Genomic DNA, 15,850 nt, shown 5'->3' with positions numbered 1-15,850 from the left:
TTGTGGGGTGTCTGGATTTCCGCGTAATCGTTGACGATTATCGTCGGAACGCCGCCCGGAGCAGGCTCGCTCCCACAGAAAAGCACAGCGGTGCCGGGTGGGGCGAATCCCTGTTTGGGGGATTCGCAAACGGGGGTTATCGGGGTTTTGGGGATCGCTGGGCTATCAGCTGGAGCAACCGATCATCCTCGCCCGCCGCACCGATGACTTGCAGTCCGACCGGCATGCCGTTGACCAGCCCTGCGGGCAGGCTGATCGCCGGTAGACCGGTGAGGTTCCAGGCGCTGGTGTAGCTGAGGACGGCGGCGCGTACGTCGATGGCCTGGTCTGTGACACGGACTTGGCGTGCATCGACGGGTGTCGCGGTGATCGGCACGCTGGGCGAAACCAGGAAGTCGTAGTGCTCGAACAGTCGGGCCATGCTCGCCTTGAGCGCGGCCTGTTTGGCTTGGGCGCGCAGGTATTGCCAGCCTCTGACTTCCGCCGACAACTCGAGGCGCTCGCGCACTTCCGGGTCGAATAAGTGCGGCGCCTGCTGCATGCGCTTGGCGTGGACGTTGTAGGCCTCGGCGCGTTGCAGCGCGAGCAAGGCTTCCTTCATGTCGGCGGCCAGGGGTTCGAGTTCGGCGGTTGGCTGCAGCGACTCGCCAAACAGTTGCCGCGCCGCCTCCTTCACCTGCCGATCCAGCGCCGGGTCAACCGGGCCGAAGCTGCCCGTGGTGATCCAGCCCACCCGCAGCGGTCGATCAGAGGTCGACTGCCTGCACGCTCGGCCCGCCAGCACTTCGAACAGCAGGCGCGCATCCTCGACGTGGTTGGCGATTGGCCCGACATGATCGAGGCTCGCCGACAGCGGGAACACCCCTTGCAGCGGCACGCTGGCAAACGACGGTTTGAAGCCGACCGCGCCGCACAACGCCGCCGGAATGCGGATCGACCCGCCCGTGTCGGTGCCCAGTGCCAATGGCACCATGCCGCTGGCCACCGCCGCCGCGCTGCCGGCGCTGGAGCCGCCGGTGATGCAACGGGCGTCCCACGGGTTGCGTGCCGCGCCTTGCAGCGAGCGATCACCGGTCGGGCCGTAGGCGAATTCGTGGGTCAGGGTTTTGCCCAGCACCACGGCGCCCGCTTCGCGCAGGCGTTGCACGCACAGTGCATCGCGGCTTGGCCTGAAGCCGGCAAAATGCGCCGAGCCATAGGTGGTGATGTGGTCGAACGTGTCGATGTTGTCCTTGATCGCCACCGGGATGCCATGCAGCGGGCCCAGGTCGATGCCCTGCGCCAACAGCTCGTCGGCCTTGTGCGCCTGGGCCAGCGACACGGCGGCATCGACGTGAACGAAGGCGTTCAGGATCGGGTTCAGGCGTTCGATGCTGTCCAGGGCGGTTTGGGTCATTCGCACGCTCGTCAGGGTGCCCGCACGTAACGCCTCGGCCAGTGCGACGACTGACTGGCCATGAAAGGGTCCAACATGAACAGGCTGGGCCAGGCTCATAGAAACGTCTCCATCAAACAGCGGCAGGTTGAGGGGAAGCGGCCACCCGCCGGGCGCCCGGGCGCACCATCAGCATCGCGCTCATGCCCAGTGCCGTGGCGACCGCTGCGGCGACGAACATCGACGAGTAGCCGTAGTGCAAGGTCAGGTAGCCGGTGAGCATGGGCGCGATGAACGAGGCCGTGTTGGCGATGAAGTGCGTCATGCCGCTGTAGGCGCCGACCCGGTTGGACGGTGCGGTGTCGATCACCACTGCCCAGTAAACCGAGTTGGGCAGCGCGTTGAGGGCGTTGGCCACGGTCATCAGGGCGATCACGCCCCACACGGTCTGGGCCTGGGACACGAGGATGAAGCACAGGGTGGTCAACAACAGGCAGGTCGCGGCCAGCCAGCTGCGTGCCACCTTGAGGTTACCGGTGCGGCGCAACAACAGGTCGGAAATCTTGCCGCCCAGCAGCACGGTGAAACAGGCGCCGGTCCAGGGGATCATGCCCATGTACCAGAGGGACGACAGGTTGTAGTGGAACTGGTCCTGCAGGTATTTGGGGGTCCAGGTCAGCAGCAGGAAGGTCACGTACACGAACGAGAAGTAACCGACCGCGTTGAGCAGCAGGTCCTTGTTCCTGAAGAAATGCCATACCGGCGTCACGTCGTCGGCCGGTGCCGAGGCGTTGCCCGCCGCAGCGCGCTCCTGACGCAGATAGTCACGTTCGGCCTGGGACACTCGCGGGTTCTCGTCGGGCGTATTGGTGAAGCGCGTCATGAAGAAGATCAACAGCGCGAGGCTGACCACGCCCAGCACCACGAACATGCTGCGCCAGTCACCGGTCAGGGTTTGCAGGCCGACCGCTATCGGCGCGGTCAGCAACGCACCCAGCGGCGTGCTGAGCAGGCCTACCGACACCACGAAACCGCGCTCCCTGGGGGTCGCCCAGTTGGCCACGCTCTTGTTGATCACCGAGTAGGCCGGGCCTTCGGCGAAGCCGAACAGCACACGGATGGTGGCGAACCCCGCCATGGCCGAGCCGCCCATGAAGGCCAGCCCGAGATCGCCGGCAAACGCGGTGCAAATCTCGAAAATCGACCAGGTGGCGCCGGCAATCAGCCAGATGCGCTTGGCGCCAAAACGGTCGGCCAGGATGCCGCCGATCAACGCGCCCAGGATGTAGCCGTAGCCGAAGTACCCCAGGACATTGCCCCAGTCGGCTTTATCGAAACCGTACTCCGGAAGAATGCTCGCCGAAGCGTAGGAAATGGCCCCGCGATCGATGTAATTGAGCAACGCCATCAGCATGATCAGGAAGAAAATCTGGTAGCGGAAAGACGGAATAGCTGCGCTTTTCATAGGTGTCTGACTCTTCAAAATGAGGGCAGAAGTCAAAAAGTCGGCCGCGTCCGGCGTATTTTTATTGTGTTACCCAAACGTTTGGGTTGGCCGAATGTAGATTCAGCAAAACGTTTAGTCAATCGTTTGGGTAAAGGATTTTTCCGGGAGGATGCAGCCCTTGGGTTAGAATCCCGGGCTGGACAACAGACGGTTGGAAGCCCCGCACACATGCCGAATCAATCTCGCCCCGCCACGCTGAAATCCATGGCGGCCGAACTCGGGTTGCACGTTTCTACGGTATCGCGCGTGCTCAACGGCGACCCGACCGGCGTCGAGCGTGCGGCGTCGCCCGAGGTGGTGGCGCGTATTCGCGCACTGGCCGAGGCACTGGATTACCGGCCCAACACCCAGGCTTCCAACTTGAAGTTGCGCAAGAGCCAGGAAATCTGCGTGCTCATGCCACGCCTGACCGACCTGGTGATGGCGACCATTTATGACAGCATCGACAGCGCGGCCGAGCAGGCCGGCTACCTCACCTTCGTCTCCAATACCGACGACCAGCAACCCCGCCAACAAGCGCGCGCCGAGCACGCCTTGCGCCGTTCGGTGGCCGGGCTGATCGTGGCGGACTCGCACCTTGGAGAAAGCCAGCCGCTGCTGGACTTGCTGATGCGCAAGCACATTCCATACGTGCTGGTCAGCCGGCAGATTGCCGGTCACCTGGCGGCGGCGAGCGACGACGAACGGGGCGGTTGGTTAGCGGCGCAACACCTGCACCAGCTGGGCTATCGCGATGTGGCGATCCTGGCGGGCGAGCGCCATGCGTCCACCGGCGCCGATCGTACCCGCGGGTTCATTCGGTACTACCGTGAGCAGGGCCTGACACTGAACCCGCAGTGGACTGTCAATGGTGCTTTTGACAGCCTGACCGGGCACCAACAAGGCGAATATCTGCTGGGGCTCAAGCCGCGCCCGCAAGCTTTTTTTGCCGTCAACGACTTCCTGGCCATCGGCCTGATGGGGGCTGCCCGCGACAAGGGCCTGATGCCGGGCAAGGACATTGCCGTCGTGGGTTTCAACGACATTGCGCTGGCCAACGAGCTGACCGTACCGCTCACCAGCGTGCGCCTGCAGTTGGCGGAGATGGGCCGGCACGCCGTGGAATTATTGCTCAAGCGCATCAAGGGCGAGCCCGCCGAGTCGATCATCCTCGCCCCGCAGTTGCAGGTGCGGGCGAGCACCTCGCGGCGTTGCACTGACTGAAGGCGCCTCCGTGCGCCTTGTTGAATGGTGTTACGCCGTCGCGCTGATGGCTGCGCGCTTTTCATCACTCGGTACGTCATGCAGGGAAATGCGCGAGGTTTCCGGCAGCGCCAATCCCCCCGCCAGCGCCAGCAAGGCAATCGCGATCAGATAGAAGGCCGGCGACAGGTTGCTGCCGGTGGTGGTGATCAGCCAGGTGGCGACCAATGGCGCGGTGCCGCCGAAGATCGTGTAGGCCATGTTGTAGGTGATCGCCGACGCGGTGTAGCGAGTGCGTGTCGGAAAGGTTTCCGAGAGCAAGGCGGCCGTCACCACACCGCACAACACGGCGCCGATCGCCAGCAGCATCACGCCGACGATGGAGGCGGCGAACGAGCCGGAACTGGCCATCAGGAACGCCGGATAAACGACCACGATCAGCAGGATGCAGGCCGTTGCCACGGTTTTGCGCCGGCCGACCCAGTCCGAATACAGCCCGGCCAGTGGGCAGATCATCGCCGCGAACAGCAAGGCGATCAGCGACACCAGCAGCGCGGTGGCGCGGCTCAGGCCGCCGGCGACTTGCAGGTAGGTGGCGAAGTAAGTGGTGAACATGTAGAACGACAGCGCCGTGAGTGACACGAACGCGCCCAGGCAGCAGATGGCTGCACCATGGTTGCGCAGGGTTTCCTTGAGCGGGGAATGCGCGACGGCGTGTTCCTCGGTCACGGCCTGGAAGGCCGGCGTCTCGTCCAGCTTCCAGCGCAGGTAAAGGCCCACCAGCCCCAGCGGCGCGGCGATCAGGAACGGCAGGCGCCAGCCCCAACTGCCCATCGCTTCGGCCGACAGCGAGGCCTCCAGTGCATAAGCCACCACCGCCGCTGCGGCGAAGGCGGAAAACGTCGACACCGGAATGAAGCTGCCGTACCAGGCACGCTTGTCGCTCGGCGCGTGCTCCATCAGGTAGGCACAGGCGCCCGCGTACTCGCCCCCGGCGGAAAAGCCCTGGGCGCAACGGATCAGCGACAGCAGGATCGGCGCCATGACCCCAATCGCGGCGTAGGTCGGCAGCAGGCCGATCAAGGTCGTCGCGCCGGCCATCAACAGAATCGTCATCGCCAGGGTGCGCTTGCGGCCGATCTTGTCACCCAACATGCCGAAGAACAGCCCGCCCAGGGGCCTGAATGCAAACGCCACGGCGAACACCGCGAACGTCTTGAGCAAGGCGGCACTGGCGTCGCCACTGGGGAAAAACTGCTGGGCGATGGTCGTGGCCAGAAAGCCGTAGACCGCGAAGTCGAACCATTCGACGAAATTGCCGATCCCGGCGGCCACTATCACCCTTCTCAACGTCTGCGGGCTGACCTGCTCTGTCGTTACGTTCGTCATGCTGAACCTCGCCAATTCGTCCATTCACGTCCGATTATCGGGGTAGCCACTGGCGCGGTTGGGCTCAGATATGTCGTCCGCGTAGTCAGTAGCGACCTGTTGCGGGTTGGAGAGGCAGGATTTGGGCCATGGGCGGGGTGAGGGCTAAAGCTGAGGGGTCAGTCCGGAGTCGATCGGGCTTTCAATGCGCAGCATTTTGAGACGAATTTCTGACGACTTCGCCGCACCCGCTTCGTCAGATACCGCTATCGTTCAGGGGGTCAGAGTCGACGTATTGGCGGGAATGGTTATGACACCCAAACGGCATCACCGATGGAAGCGTTGATCAATCCGAACGTGCTGCGATGGGCGCGTGAACGCGCATCCATCAGCCCAAGCACGCTGGCGAGAAGCCTCGGTACTCGGGAAGACAGTTTGCTGGCCTGGGAGCGAGGCGAAAAAAGACCTTCCTTTACTCAGGCGATGAACTACGCCCGGCAGACCTATATCCCTTTTGGTTACCTTTATCTCGCCGAACCGCCTGAGGAAAGTCTCCCCCTGCCTGATCTCAGAACGATCAATGGCCGCCGCGAGACGGGGTACAGCCTCGCCCTCCTGGATACCATTCACTGGGCGCAGGAAAGACAGGAGTGGTATCGCGATTACCTGATCAGCCAAGGCATTACCGAAAACCTGGCCGTCGGAAAATTTTCGGTGAGCGACAGTGTTGACGTCATCGTGGCAGATATTCGGTCCACCTTGGGCCTGTCTTCGAAACCGGCTCGGGGGCATTTTGACTCCTACTTCAAAACATTGATCAGCAGGATCGAGACCGCCGGCGTACTGGTCATGCGCAGCAGTGTCGTCAATAACAATACGAGCCGGCCATTGCTCGTCGAGGAATTTCGCGGTTTTGCGCTGAGCGACGCATTGGCGCCCGTCATTTTCATCAACACGGCCGATTGCCCTGAAGCGCGGCTGTTCACGTTGGCCCACGAATTGGCTCACGTCTGGATCGGCTGCTCGGGCGTTTCCGATGGCGAACCGGCGAACCACCGAGATGAAGAAGTGCTCTGCAACGCCGTCGCGGCGGAACTGCTGGCGCCTGAGCGCGAATTCCTTTCCTTTTGGGACGAAGAGGCGAGCTGGCAAGAGAATATTGCGCCACTGACTTCGCTGTTCCACGTCAGTGGTTGGGTGATTGCCAGGCGGGCCCTGACCTTCAGCCTTATATCCGCGTCCGAATACGGCGCGTTCATTGCCGAAAAAACAGCCGAACACCGTGCGCGCAGCAAGCTTGGAACCCCGCCCTACAACAGGTTGCAGACGGCACGGGTCAGCAAGACTTTTGCTGCTGCCGTCGCGAGTGAAGCATTAAGCGGAAGAATGCTTCTTCGGGACGCGGCTCGCTTGATCGGCGTGAAACCGCACAAATTGGCTGAATATTCTAAGAAGGAACTTGGATTTTGAGTTATCTGCTGGACACGAATTCCTACATACAGGCAAAAAATACTCACTACCGAATGGGCTTCTGCCCCGGCTTTTGGGACTGGCTGGACAGCGCCTTTGACGCCGGGAAAATTTCCAGCGTGTCCCTCGTTTACAGGGAGCTGATTGACTTCGGCGATGAGCTGTCCAGTTGGGCGAAAGAAAGGCCAGATCACTTTTTGCCTGTCGAGGACTCCAACACCCAGGATGCCTATGAACAGATCACCCGTTTTGTAATGAGCTTGCCACTGTCCAGAAGAACCGAAAAAGCGCGATTTCTCGATGGAGCCGACCCCTGGTTGATTGCCAAGGCGAGTGTCACGGGCCAGACAGTTGTAACCCACGAAGTACTGGTGCCTGCGACCAGTCAGAAAATCAAGATTCCCAACATCTGTCGGCAGTTCAATGTGCCGTACGTCAGTGCGTTTGATTTGCTTGATACGCTGAAGGCCAGGTTCGTTTTGGGGGTTCAGGATTGAAGTTGATTCATGCAACCGGCCTGACGCTGCTGAATGGTTCGGGCGATGGATTTGCGGTGATTGATCTGACGCTATCGCGGTCAGGCCGCTCCCACAGGGTTAGGGTTGGATACGCCGATGGCGTGGGTTTTGTTGTAACAGAATCGGTCTGATCCGGGAAATTGACTCCGGATCTGATGCTGTCTTCTGTCATGGAACGCCTGTTATAAAGCCCCATCGACAGGCCCGCAGGGCATTGGATCGGTGGGACACGCCCTTGGCGACTCTCATCTAGACTCAATGGATAGTCGTAGACAGAACTGAACACGTCGCTTTGGTGCGTTTAAACCCAGGGCGCCGTGGCACTCTGCCTTTTATGCCCTTTGGAGGCGCGGCGAAGACCGTGTCGGGCACAACAAGATGCCCATTCAGGGTGCCCTGGCCAACGGCCTGAAGATGCCACGATACCGTGACGTGGTGTGAGTGCCGCAGCCGACACTTTCGGACAACCGACAACCATCTGGTTCGTCCGTGACCGTGAGGATTGCTGGAATGCCTGATGAGAGTTTGCACCTGTCCGTGGTCAACAGCTTGCTGGAGCGCCATGCCGGCGCTGCGGGTGCGCTGTTGCCGCTTTTGCATGATATCCAGGAGCGCATCGGCTACATCCCCGATGCCGCCGTCCCCGAGATTGCCCACGCGTTGAACCAGAGCCAGGCCGAGGTGCGCGGGGTGATCAGTTTCTACCATGACTTCCGTACCGCGCCGCCGGCCCGCCATATCCTGCGCTTGTGCCGCGCCGAGTCGTGCAAGAGCCGTGGTGCCGAGGCATTGGCCGCACAGTTGCGCGAGCGCCTGCAACTGGATGACCACGGCAGCAGCGCCGACGGCAACATCAGTTTGCGCCCCGTTTATTGCCTGGGTGCCTGCGCCTGTTCGCCGGCGCTGGAGCTCGATGGCCGGGTGCATGCGCGGCTCAGTGCCGAGCGTCTGGATGCCCTGCTCGATACCTGCCGGGAGGACGCGTGATGCCGACCCTTTATTTGCCGGCAGATTCGCTGGCCCGTGCGGTGGGCGCCGATGAGGTGTCCACGGCGCTGATCACCCAGGCCAAGGAACGCAACCTGCCGCTGGAATTGCATCGCACCAGCTCCCGAGGCCTTTACTGGCTGGAGCCGCTGCTGGAAGTGGACAGCCCGCAAGGCCGTATCGGCTTTGGCCCGCTGACTGCCGCCGATGTGCCGTCGGTGCTCGATGCGCTGCAAGGCGATGCGTCGAGCCACCCGCTGGCCCTGGGGCCGGTGGAAGAATTGCCTTATCTTAAAACCCAACAGCGCCTGCTGTTCGCCCGTGCCGGTATCACCCGGCCGCTGTCGCTGGACGATTACCGGGCGCACGGCGGTTTTGAAGGATTGCACAACGCCGTTGCGCTGGGGGGTGAACAGACCGCAACGGCGGTGTTCGACTCCGGCCTGCGGGGACGTGGCGGCGCGGCGTTCCCGGCCGGGATCAAGTGGCGCACGGTGCGTGCGACGCCGGGCGAGCAGAAGTACATCGTGTGCAACGCCGACGAGGGCGACTCCGGCACCTTCGCCGACCGCATGCTGATGGAAGGCGACCCCTTCCTGCTGATCGAAGGCATGGCCATTGCCGGCATCACGGTCGGCGCGACCTATGGCTATATCTATGTGCGGTCGGAATACCCGGATGCCGTGGCCGTGTTGCGCCAGGCGCTGAACCTGGCTCGCACTGCCGGCTATTTGGGCGGCAATGTCGGCGGCAGCGGTTTGGCGTTCGACATGGAAGTGCGGGTCGGCGCCGGTGCCTATATCTGCGGCGAAGAAACCGCGCTGCTGGATTCGCTGGAGGGCAAGCGCGGTTACGTGCGCGCCAAGCCGCCGATTCCGGCGCTCAAGGGTTTGTTCGGCCAGCCAACGCTGGTGCACAACGTGCTGACGCTGGCCTCGGTGCCGCTGATTCTGGCCAAGGGTGCGCAGTTCTATCGCGATTACGGCATGGGCCGTTCCCTGGGCACCATGCCGTTTCAACTGGCGGGCAATATTCGTCGCGGCGGCCTGGTGGAGCGGGCATTCGGCCTGACCCTGCGCGAACTGGTGGAAGACTACGGCGGCGGCACGGCCAGTGGTCGACCGCTGAAAGCGGCACAGGTCGGTGGACCGCTGGGAGCCTGGGTGCCGCCCTCGCAGTTCGACACGCCTCTGGACTACGAAGCGTTTGCCGCCATCGGCGCGATGCTCGGTCACGGCGGTGTGGTGGTGGCGGACGACAGCCTGGACATGGCGCACATGGCGCGCTTCGCCCTGCAGTTCTGCGCCGAGGAATCCTGTGGCAAGTGCACGCCATGCCGCATCGGCTCGACCCGGGGCGTGGAGGTGATCGATCGCCTGTTGGCGGCCCCGGACCAGAGCGGTCGCGATGAGCAGGCGATCATCCTCAAGGACCTGTGCGACACGATGCAATACGGTTCGCTGTGCGCCCTGGGCGGCATGGCCCCCTTCCCGGTGGTCAGCGCCCTCAAGTATTTCCCTGCCGACTTCGGTCTGCACGCCTCGGAGGCCGAGCAATGATCACTCTCTTCGACCCGAACACCGATATCGACCTGGGCACGCCGGCCCGCGACAGCCAGGTGCAAGTGACCCTGAACATCGATGGCCGCAGCATCAGCGTGCCCGAAGGCACTTCGGTGATGCGCGCCGCCGCGCTGATGGGCACCACCATTCCGAAACTCTGTGCCACCGACAGCCTGGAAGCCTTCGGCTCCTGCCGCATGTGCCTGGTGGAAATCGACGGCATGCGCGGTTATCCGGCGTCCTGCACCACACCGGTCAGCGAAGGCATGACGGTGCACACCCAGACGCCAAAACTGGCGACCCTGCGCCGCAACGTCATGGAACTGTACATCTCCGACCACCCGCTCGATTGCCTGACCTGCTCGGCCAACGGCAACTGCGAGCTGCAGACCGTGGCCGGCCAGGTCGGCCTGCGCGAGGTGCGTTACGGCTATGAAGGCGAGAACCATCTGGCCGACGTCAAGGACACCTCCAACCCGTATTTCGACTACGACCCGAGCAAGTGCATCGTCTGCAACCGCTGCGTGCGCGCCTGCGAGGAAACCCAGGGCACCTTTGCCCTGACCGTGACCGGGCGCGGTTTCGAATCGCGGATTTCGGCGGCCGGTGGCGAGAACTTCCTCGACTCCGAATGCGTGTCCTGCGGTGCCTGCGTGCAGGCCTGCCCGACCGCGACGCTGATGGAGAAAAGCGTGGTCGAGATGGGCCAGCCGGAACGCAGCGTGATCACCACCTGCGCCTATTGCGGGGTGGGCTGTTCGTTCCGCGCCGAGATGAAGGGCGACCAGCTGGTGCGCATGGTGCCGGACAAGAACGGCCAGGCCAACCACGGCCACTCCTGCGTCAAGGGACGCTTTGCCTGGGGCTACGCCACTCACCCGGATCGCATCACCAAGCCGATGATCCGCAAACACATCAACGATCCGTGGCAGGAAGTCAGCTGGGACGAAGCGGTGACCTACGCCGCCAGCGAGTTCCGGCGCCTGCAGCAAAAATACGGCCGCGACTCCATCGGCGGCATCACTTCCAGCCGCTGCACCAACGAAGAAACCTACCTGGTGCAGAAACTGGTGCGCGCAGCGTTCGGCAACAACAACGTCGACACCTGTGCGCGGGTCTGCCACTCGCCCACCGGCTATGGTTTGAAACAAACTCTGGGCGAATCGGCGGGCACCCAGAGTTTCGATTCGGTGATGCAGGCCGATGTGATTCTGGTGATGGGTGCCAACCCGAGCGACGCGCACCCGGTGTTTGGCTCGCAGCTCAAGCGTCGCCTGCGTGAAGGCGCGCGCCTGATCGTCATCGACCCACGGCGCATCGACCTGGTGGATTCGGTGCACGCCCGCGCCGAACTGCACCTGGCGCTGCGTCCGGGCACCAACGTCGCCATGCTCAACGCCCTGGCCCACACCATCATCACCGAAGGCCTGCAGGATCAGGCGTTCATCGACGCCCGTTGCGAGGGCAGCGATTTCGCCCGCTGGAGCGAGTTCGTCAGCCGCGCGGAAAACTCGCCGGAAGTGCTGGGGCCGATCTGCGGCGTGGCGGCGGCCGACATCCGCGCGGCGGCCCGGCTGTACGCCACCGGCGGCAACGCGGCGATCTATTATGGCCTGGGCGTGACCGAGCACAGCCAGGGCAGCACCTCGGTGATGGGCATCGCCAACCTGGCCATGGCCACCGGCAACATCGGCCGCGAAGGCGTGGGCGTGAACCCGCTGCGCGGGCAGAACAACGTGCAGGGCTCCTGTGACATGGGCTCCTTCCCCCACGAGTTGCCCGGCTACCGGCACATTTCCAACGTGGAGGTGCGCACGCAATTCGAACAGGCGTGGAACGTCACGCTGCAACCCGATCCGGGCCTGCGTATTCCCAACATGTTCGAGTCGGCGCTGGCCGGCCATTTCAAAGGTCTGTACTGCCAGGGCGAAGACATCGCCCAGAGCGACCCGAACACCCAGCACGTCACGGCGGCCCTGTCGGCCATGGAGTGCGTGGTGGTGCAGGACATTTTCCTCAACGAAACCGCCAAGTTCGCCCATGTGTTTTTGCCGGGCAGTTCGTTCCTGGAAAAGGACGGCACCTTCACCAACGCCGAGCGACGTATCTCGCGGGTGCGCAAGGTGATGGAACCGCTGGGCGGCAAGGCCGACTGGGAAGGCACCGTGGCCCTGGCGCACGCCCTGGGTTACCCGATGAACTACCGGCACCCGTCAGAAATCATGGATGAAATCGCCAGCCTGACGCCGACCTTCACCAACGTCAGCTACGCCGAACTGGATCGCCACGGCAGCCTGCAATGGCCGTGCAACGCGGCGGCACCGGACGGCACGCCGACCATGCACATCGAGCAGTTCGTGCGCGGCAAGGGGCGTTTCATGCTCACCGGGTATGTGGCGACCGAAGAGAAGGTCAACAACCGCTATCCCTTGCTGCTGACCACCGGGCGCATCCTCAGCCAGTACAACGTCGGCGCGCAGACCCGGCGCACCGAGAACGTCGCCTGGCATGACGAAGACCGCCTGGAAATCCACCCGACCGACGCCGAGAGCCGTGGCATCAACGAAGGCGACTGGGTGGGCATCGGCAGCCGAGCCGGGCAGACCGTGTTGCGCGCAAGGGTGACCGAACGCGTGGCCCCGGGCGTGGTGTACACCACCTTCCACTTCCCTGAGTCGGGTGCCAACGTCATCACCACCGACAACTCGGACTGGGCGACCAACTGTCCTGAGTACAAGGTCACGGCCGTGGAAGTCAGCCGCGTCTACCACCCTTCCGAGTGGCAAAAACGCTACCAGGCCTTCAGCGATGAGCAGGACCGTTTGCTCAAGGAACGCCGTCAGGCTCGGGGCGATAAAGCGGAGGTGCGCCGATGAGCACGGCCAACCTGATCAAGATGGCGAACCAGATCGCCCTGTATTTCGCCAACGAACCGGACCAGCAGCAAGCCGTGCTCAGCGTGCGCAACCACCTGCAGATGTTCTGGACGCCGGGCATGCGCATGGAGCTGCTGGCCTGGCAGACGGAGCATCAGGGGGCGGATTTGCATCCGTTGGTGCAGACAGCGGTGAGCGAGGCGGGCTGGAAAGCCTGAACACCTGTGGGAGCGAGCTTGCTCGCGATGGGCGTCAACGATAACGCGGGCGATCCGAGTGCCCGCGTTGCCCGGACACTCATCGCGAGCAGGCGCGCTCCCACATGAGACACCCGCTCCCACGGGCAGGGGTTACTCGATTTCGATCGGCCCCTTGGTGCCAGCATCGCTGTCGGTCCAGTAATCCTCCCCCACCAGGCGTCGGTCGCCTTGAAGAGTGAAGGTGAGCTTGCCTTGCTTGAATTGCAGCGCGCCATCGGTGCGTTTGGCATTGACCCGCTGGCCGTTGACCCAGACCTGCTCCTTGGCATCGATACGAATGGTGGCCACGGTTGCGCCGGCCGTGCTCTTGGCGACCCATTGCCCGGCGTAGGGCGTCTGGGTGTTGGCGCTGTCCGTTGCGGGGTTGCTGAACCCGGCCTTGGCGTTCTCGGCTTTGGACTTGTGGATATCGCAGCCCTCGAGCTCACTCACCTGGGTGCAACCCGACTGCTCCAGTTGTTTGCGGTACTTGTCGTTGATGGCGTAGGCCGGTGATTGCGCCAGCAGCAAGATGGCCAGGGCCGACAGGATGGTTTTGTTCACACACGCTCTCCTCTGATCAACACGTTGCCCGGATGCTTCACTGTAGTTCGAAACCTGCGCTCGGGTGTACCGGCAACACCACCCGCGCTGACAACCCGCCCTCTGACCGATTGCGCAATGTCAGTTCCCCTCCATGCTCCAACACAATCGCCCGCGCCGCCGACAACCCCAAACCGACGCCGCCGGTGCTTTTGTTACGCGAGCCTTCCACGCGAAAGAACGGGACGAACACCTGCTCCAGACTGTCCTGCGCAATGCCCGGGCCGCGATCCAGCACGTTGATCCGCACCTGCTCACTCCCGGCCAGCCACTCGATCTTCGGTTCACTGCCGTACTTGATGGCGTTATCCAGCAGGTTGGTCATCACCCGCTTAAGCCCCAGCGGCCGGCCGAAGTACACCAGCCGTTGCGGGCCATTGAAGTCAATCTCCACCCCCTGATCGCGATAGTCATCCAGCAAGGTGTGCAGCAGTTCCGCCAGGTCGAACTGGGTCGCCGGTTCCAGTCGCGCATCATCGCGGAAAAACTCCAGCGCCGAATTGATCATGGCCTGCATTTCATCCACATCACGAAACAGCCGTCGCTGCTGCTCGGCGTCTTCGATGAATTCGCCGCGCAAGCGCATGCGTGTCAAGGGCGCGCGCAGGTCGTGGGAGATGGCGGCGAGCATTTGCGTGCGGTCGCGGATGAAGTGTTGCAACTGGGCCTGCATCGCGTTGAACGCGAGAATCGCCTGGCGGATTTCCTGGGGACCGAGGGGTTCGATGGGCGGGGCGCGAAAGTCCGCGCCGAAACGGCGGGCGCCTTCGGTGAAGTGTTGCAACGGGGTGGCGAGGCGCCGGGTGGCGATCAGGGCGACAAGCGCCGTGGAAATCAGTACCAGCAGGACCACGATCAGGTAGCGCGGCGTCTCGTCGAGGCCCCAACTGCGAGTGGGCGGCGAGAACATCAGCCACGAGGCGTCGGACAACTCGATCAACAGCATGTAGCGGGCGTCCGGCGATGGCTCGGGCCAGTCGCTGGGCTCATAGGCCTCGACGTGCCGCCCCGCCGACTTGAGCAGAGGTTGCAGGATGTTCGAGCCTTCCTCGGATATCGGGTCATCCACCGGGGGCACCTTGATCGTCTGTCGGTCGGGGTGCCAGGTGACGATGAAACCGTCTTCGCTGGCGGCGCTGGCCAACTTGCCCCGTTGCACGGCCGGGGCGGCATCGATCACGCGGGTGACGGCGGCGGCTTTTTCCAGCAGGCCGGTCTCGGTCAATGGCGGGCGCGCCCAGACCCCGGCCAACTGGATAAACAGGCCGTTGAGCGCCAGTGAAATCAGCATGGCCAGGATGATGGTCAAGGCGATCCAGCGCGCCACGGTGTCCCGACGAATCCGTTTCAGCCCGTTCATCGCCGTGTCACGCTGGGGGTGAACAGGTAGCCGCCGTTGCGCACGGTACGAATCATCGCCGGGCGTTTGGTGTCGGACTCCAGCTTGCGCCGCAGGCGGCTGACTTGCACGTCGATGCTGCGATCGAAGGCATCGTGGCGCTGCCCGCGCGCCAGGTCCAGCAATTGCTCACGGGTGAGGATGCGCTGCGGGTGTTCGACGAACACCAGCAGCAAGTCGAACTCGCCGGCCGAGAGCGGGATCATCACGTTGTCCGGCGAGCGCAGTTCACGGCGCGTGACGTCCAGGTGCCAGTCGGCGAAATCGATCAGCGGCCGTGGCCGCTCCTGGGCCAGCGGGCGGCGCTCGTCCACCCGGCGCAGCACCGCACGCACGCGGGCCAACAGTTCGCGGGCATCGAAGGGCTTGGTCAGGTAATCGTCGGCGCCCAGTTCCAGCCCGACCACGCGGTCGCTGAGTTCCCCCATGGCGGTGAGCATGATCACCGGGAGGGCGTACCGAATGCGCAACTGCTGGCACAGGATCAGCCCGCTGTCGCCGGGCAACATCACATCAAGAATGATCAGGTCCGGCGGCTGGCGTTCGATGGCCGCCCACAGCGACGCGCCGTCACTGGCGACCTCAACGCCGTAGCCGTGCTGGACGAAGAACTTTTTCAGCAGATCGAGGACTTCGACATCGTCGTCGACGATTAACAGGCTGTTCACCGAGGCTCACTTCAAGGGCGCGAAAGGAGCCGTCATCTAAAACCATTCACGGCGGCGCGTCATATATTTCAATCGTGCAACAAAACGTCAGCGGCG

Annotated in this window: 13 protein-coding genes; 7 read left to right on the top strand and 6 right to left on the bottom strand. The window is 63.3% G+C overall.

Features of this window, described 5'->3' with window-relative positions:
• Window positions 1–136: 136 nt before the first annotated feature.
• Window positions 137–1,495 carry an amidase gene (locus QIW53_RS08490; RefSeq protein ID WP_371049197.1) on the bottom strand — a complete coding sequence of 453 codons (1,359 nt, stop codon included), beginning with the start codon at window positions 1,493–1,495 and terminating at the stop codon, window positions 137–139.
• A gap of 13 nt (window positions 1,496–1,508) precedes the next feature.
• On the bottom strand, window positions 1,509–2,840 hold the full coding sequence (locus tag QIW53_RS08485) for an MFS transporter (RefSeq protein ID WP_192302651.1): 1,332 nt from the start codon (window positions 2,838–2,840) through the stop codon (window positions 1,509–1,511).
• 210 nt (window positions 2,841–3,050) lie between these two features.
• Here QIW53_RS08485 and QIW53_RS08480 point away from each other — a divergent pair, with 210 nt between their 5' ends.
• Window positions 3,051–4,085, top strand: coding sequence for a LacI family DNA-binding transcriptional regulator (locus QIW53_RS08480; protein ID WP_371049196.1), 1,035 nt, complete (start codon window positions 3,051–3,053; stop codon window positions 4,083–4,085).
• Window positions 4,086–4,115: 30 nt separating this feature from the next.
• Here the strand turns inward: QIW53_RS08480 and QIW53_RS08475 are convergent, their stop codons facing one another.
• Entirely contained in the window at window positions 4,116–5,453 is a 1,338-nt protein-coding gene (locus QIW53_RS08475) for an MFS transporter (protein WP_371049195.1), read from the bottom strand.
• A gap of 312 nt (window positions 5,454–5,765) precedes the next feature.
• Between QIW53_RS08475 and QIW53_RS08470 the strand changes: the two genes are divergently transcribed.
• The 6 genes from QIW53_RS08470 to QIW53_RS08445 all read left to right on the top strand — a co-directional run bounded on the left by QIW53_RS08470 (window position 5,766) and on the right by QIW53_RS08445 (window position 13,063).
• On the top strand, window positions 5,766–6,902 hold the full coding sequence (locus tag QIW53_RS08470) for an ImmA/IrrE family metallo-endopeptidase (protein WP_371049193.1): 1,137 nt from the start codon (window positions 5,766–5,768) through the stop codon (window positions 6,900–6,902).
• Complete coding sequence (locus QIW53_RS08465) at window positions 6,899–7,399, top strand: DUF4411 family protein (RefSeq protein ID WP_371049192.1); 501 nt, start codon at window positions 6,899–6,901, stop codon at window positions 7,397–7,399. Before QIW53_RS08470 ends, QIW53_RS08465 begins: the two co-directional genes overlap by 4 nt.
• Before the next feature lie 531 nt (window positions 7,400–7,930).
• Window positions 7,931–8,407 (top strand): formate dehydrogenase subunit gamma, encoded by a 477-nt coding sequence (locus QIW53_RS08460; RefSeq protein ID WP_371049191.1) that lies wholly within the window; start codon window positions 7,931–7,933, stop codon window positions 8,405–8,407.
• On the top strand, window positions 8,407–9,966 hold the full coding sequence (locus tag QIW53_RS08455; RefSeq protein ID WP_371049190.1) for a formate dehydrogenase beta subunit: 1,560 nt from the start codon (window positions 8,407–8,409) through the stop codon (window positions 9,964–9,966). Before QIW53_RS08460 ends, QIW53_RS08455 begins: the two co-directional genes overlap by 1 nt.
• A complete protein-coding gene (gene fdhF, locus QIW53_RS08450; protein ID WP_201196820.1) occupies window positions 9,963–12,845 on the top strand; it encodes a formate dehydrogenase subunit alpha in 2,883 nt (960 codons plus the stop codon). Before QIW53_RS08455 ends, fdhF begins: the two co-directional genes overlap by 4 nt.
• Window positions 12,842–13,063: a formate dehydrogenase subunit delta gene (locus QIW53_RS08445; protein WP_371049189.1), complete on the top strand. Its 222-nt coding sequence runs from the start codon at window positions 12,842–12,844 to the stop codon at window positions 13,061–13,063. The genes fdhF and QIW53_RS08445 overlap by 4 nt, the downstream gene beginning before the upstream one ends.
• Window positions 13,064–13,195: 132 nt before the next feature.
• Here QIW53_RS08445 and QIW53_RS08440 read toward each other — a convergent pair whose 3' ends face one another.
• Genes QIW53_RS08440 through QIW53_RS08430 form a run of 3 tightly spaced genes read right to left on the bottom strand, consistent with a single transcriptional unit; the run spans window position 13,196 to window position 15,754 of the window.
• On the bottom strand, window positions 13,196–13,648 hold the full coding sequence (locus tag QIW53_RS08440; protein WP_371049188.1) for a hypothetical protein: 453 nt from the start codon (window positions 13,646–13,648) through the stop codon (window positions 13,196–13,198).
• Window positions 13,649–13,685: 37 nt separating this feature from the next.
• A complete protein-coding gene (locus QIW53_RS08435; protein WP_371049187.1) occupies window positions 13,686–15,047 on the bottom strand; it encodes an ATP-binding protein in 1,362 nt (453 codons plus the stop codon).
• Complete coding sequence (locus QIW53_RS08430; protein WP_371049186.1) at window positions 15,044–15,754, bottom strand: response regulator; 711 nt, start codon at window positions 15,752–15,754, stop codon at window positions 15,044–15,046. Before QIW53_RS08430 ends, QIW53_RS08435 begins: the two co-directional genes overlap by 4 nt.
• Between the last annotated feature and the right edge of the window lie 96 nt (window positions 15,755–15,850).

Source organism: Pseudomonas fluorescens, from assembly GCF_041354075.1.
Lineage (GTDB): Bacteria > Pseudomonadota > Gammaproteobacteria > Pseudomonadales > Pseudomonadaceae > Aquipseudomonas > Aquipseudomonas fluorescens_CE.
This window is presented reverse-complemented; position numbering and strand designations above follow the sequence as displayed.

What these genes read in the sequence shown, in the direction of transcription:
- QIW53_RS08490 (WP_371049197.1), bottom strand. Translation starts at nt 1,495, where the DNA reads ATGAGCCTGGCCCAGCCTGTTCATGTTGGACCCTTTCATGGCCAGTCA.
- QIW53_RS08485 (WP_192302651.1), bottom strand. Translation starts at nt 2,840, where the DNA reads ATGAAAAGCGCAGCTATTCCGTCTTTCCGCTACCAGATTTTCTTCCTG.
- QIW53_RS08480 (WP_371049196.1), top strand. Translation starts at nt 3,051, where the DNA reads ATGCCGAATCAATCTCGCCCCGCCACGCTGAAATCCATGGCGGCCGAA.
- QIW53_RS08475 (WP_371049195.1), bottom strand. Translation starts at nt 5,453, where the DNA reads ATGACGAACGTAACGACAGAGCAGGTCAGCCCGCAGACGTTGAGAAGG.
- QIW53_RS08470 (WP_371049193.1), top strand. Translation starts at nt 5,766, where the DNA reads ATGGAAGCGTTGATCAATCCGAACGTGCTGCGATGGGCGCGTGAACGC.
- QIW53_RS08460 (WP_371049191.1), top strand. Translation starts at nt 7,931, where the DNA reads ATGCCTGATGAGAGTTTGCACCTGTCCGTGGTCAACAGCTTGCTGGAG.
- QIW53_RS08455 (WP_371049190.1), top strand. Translation starts at nt 8,407, where the DNA reads ATGCCGACCCTTTATTTGCCGGCAGATTCGCTGGCCCGTGCGGTGGGC.
- fdhF (WP_201196820.1), top strand. Translation starts at nt 9,963, where the DNA reads ATGATCACTCTCTTCGACCCGAACACCGATATCGACCTGGGCACGCCG.
- QIW53_RS08445 (WP_371049189.1), top strand. Translation starts at nt 12,842, where the DNA reads ATGAGCACGGCCAACCTGATCAAGATGGCGAACCAGATCGCCCTGTAT.
- QIW53_RS08435 (WP_371049187.1), bottom strand. Translation starts at nt 15,047, where the DNA reads ATGAACGGGCTGAAACGGATTCGTCGGGACACCGTGGCGCGCTGGATC.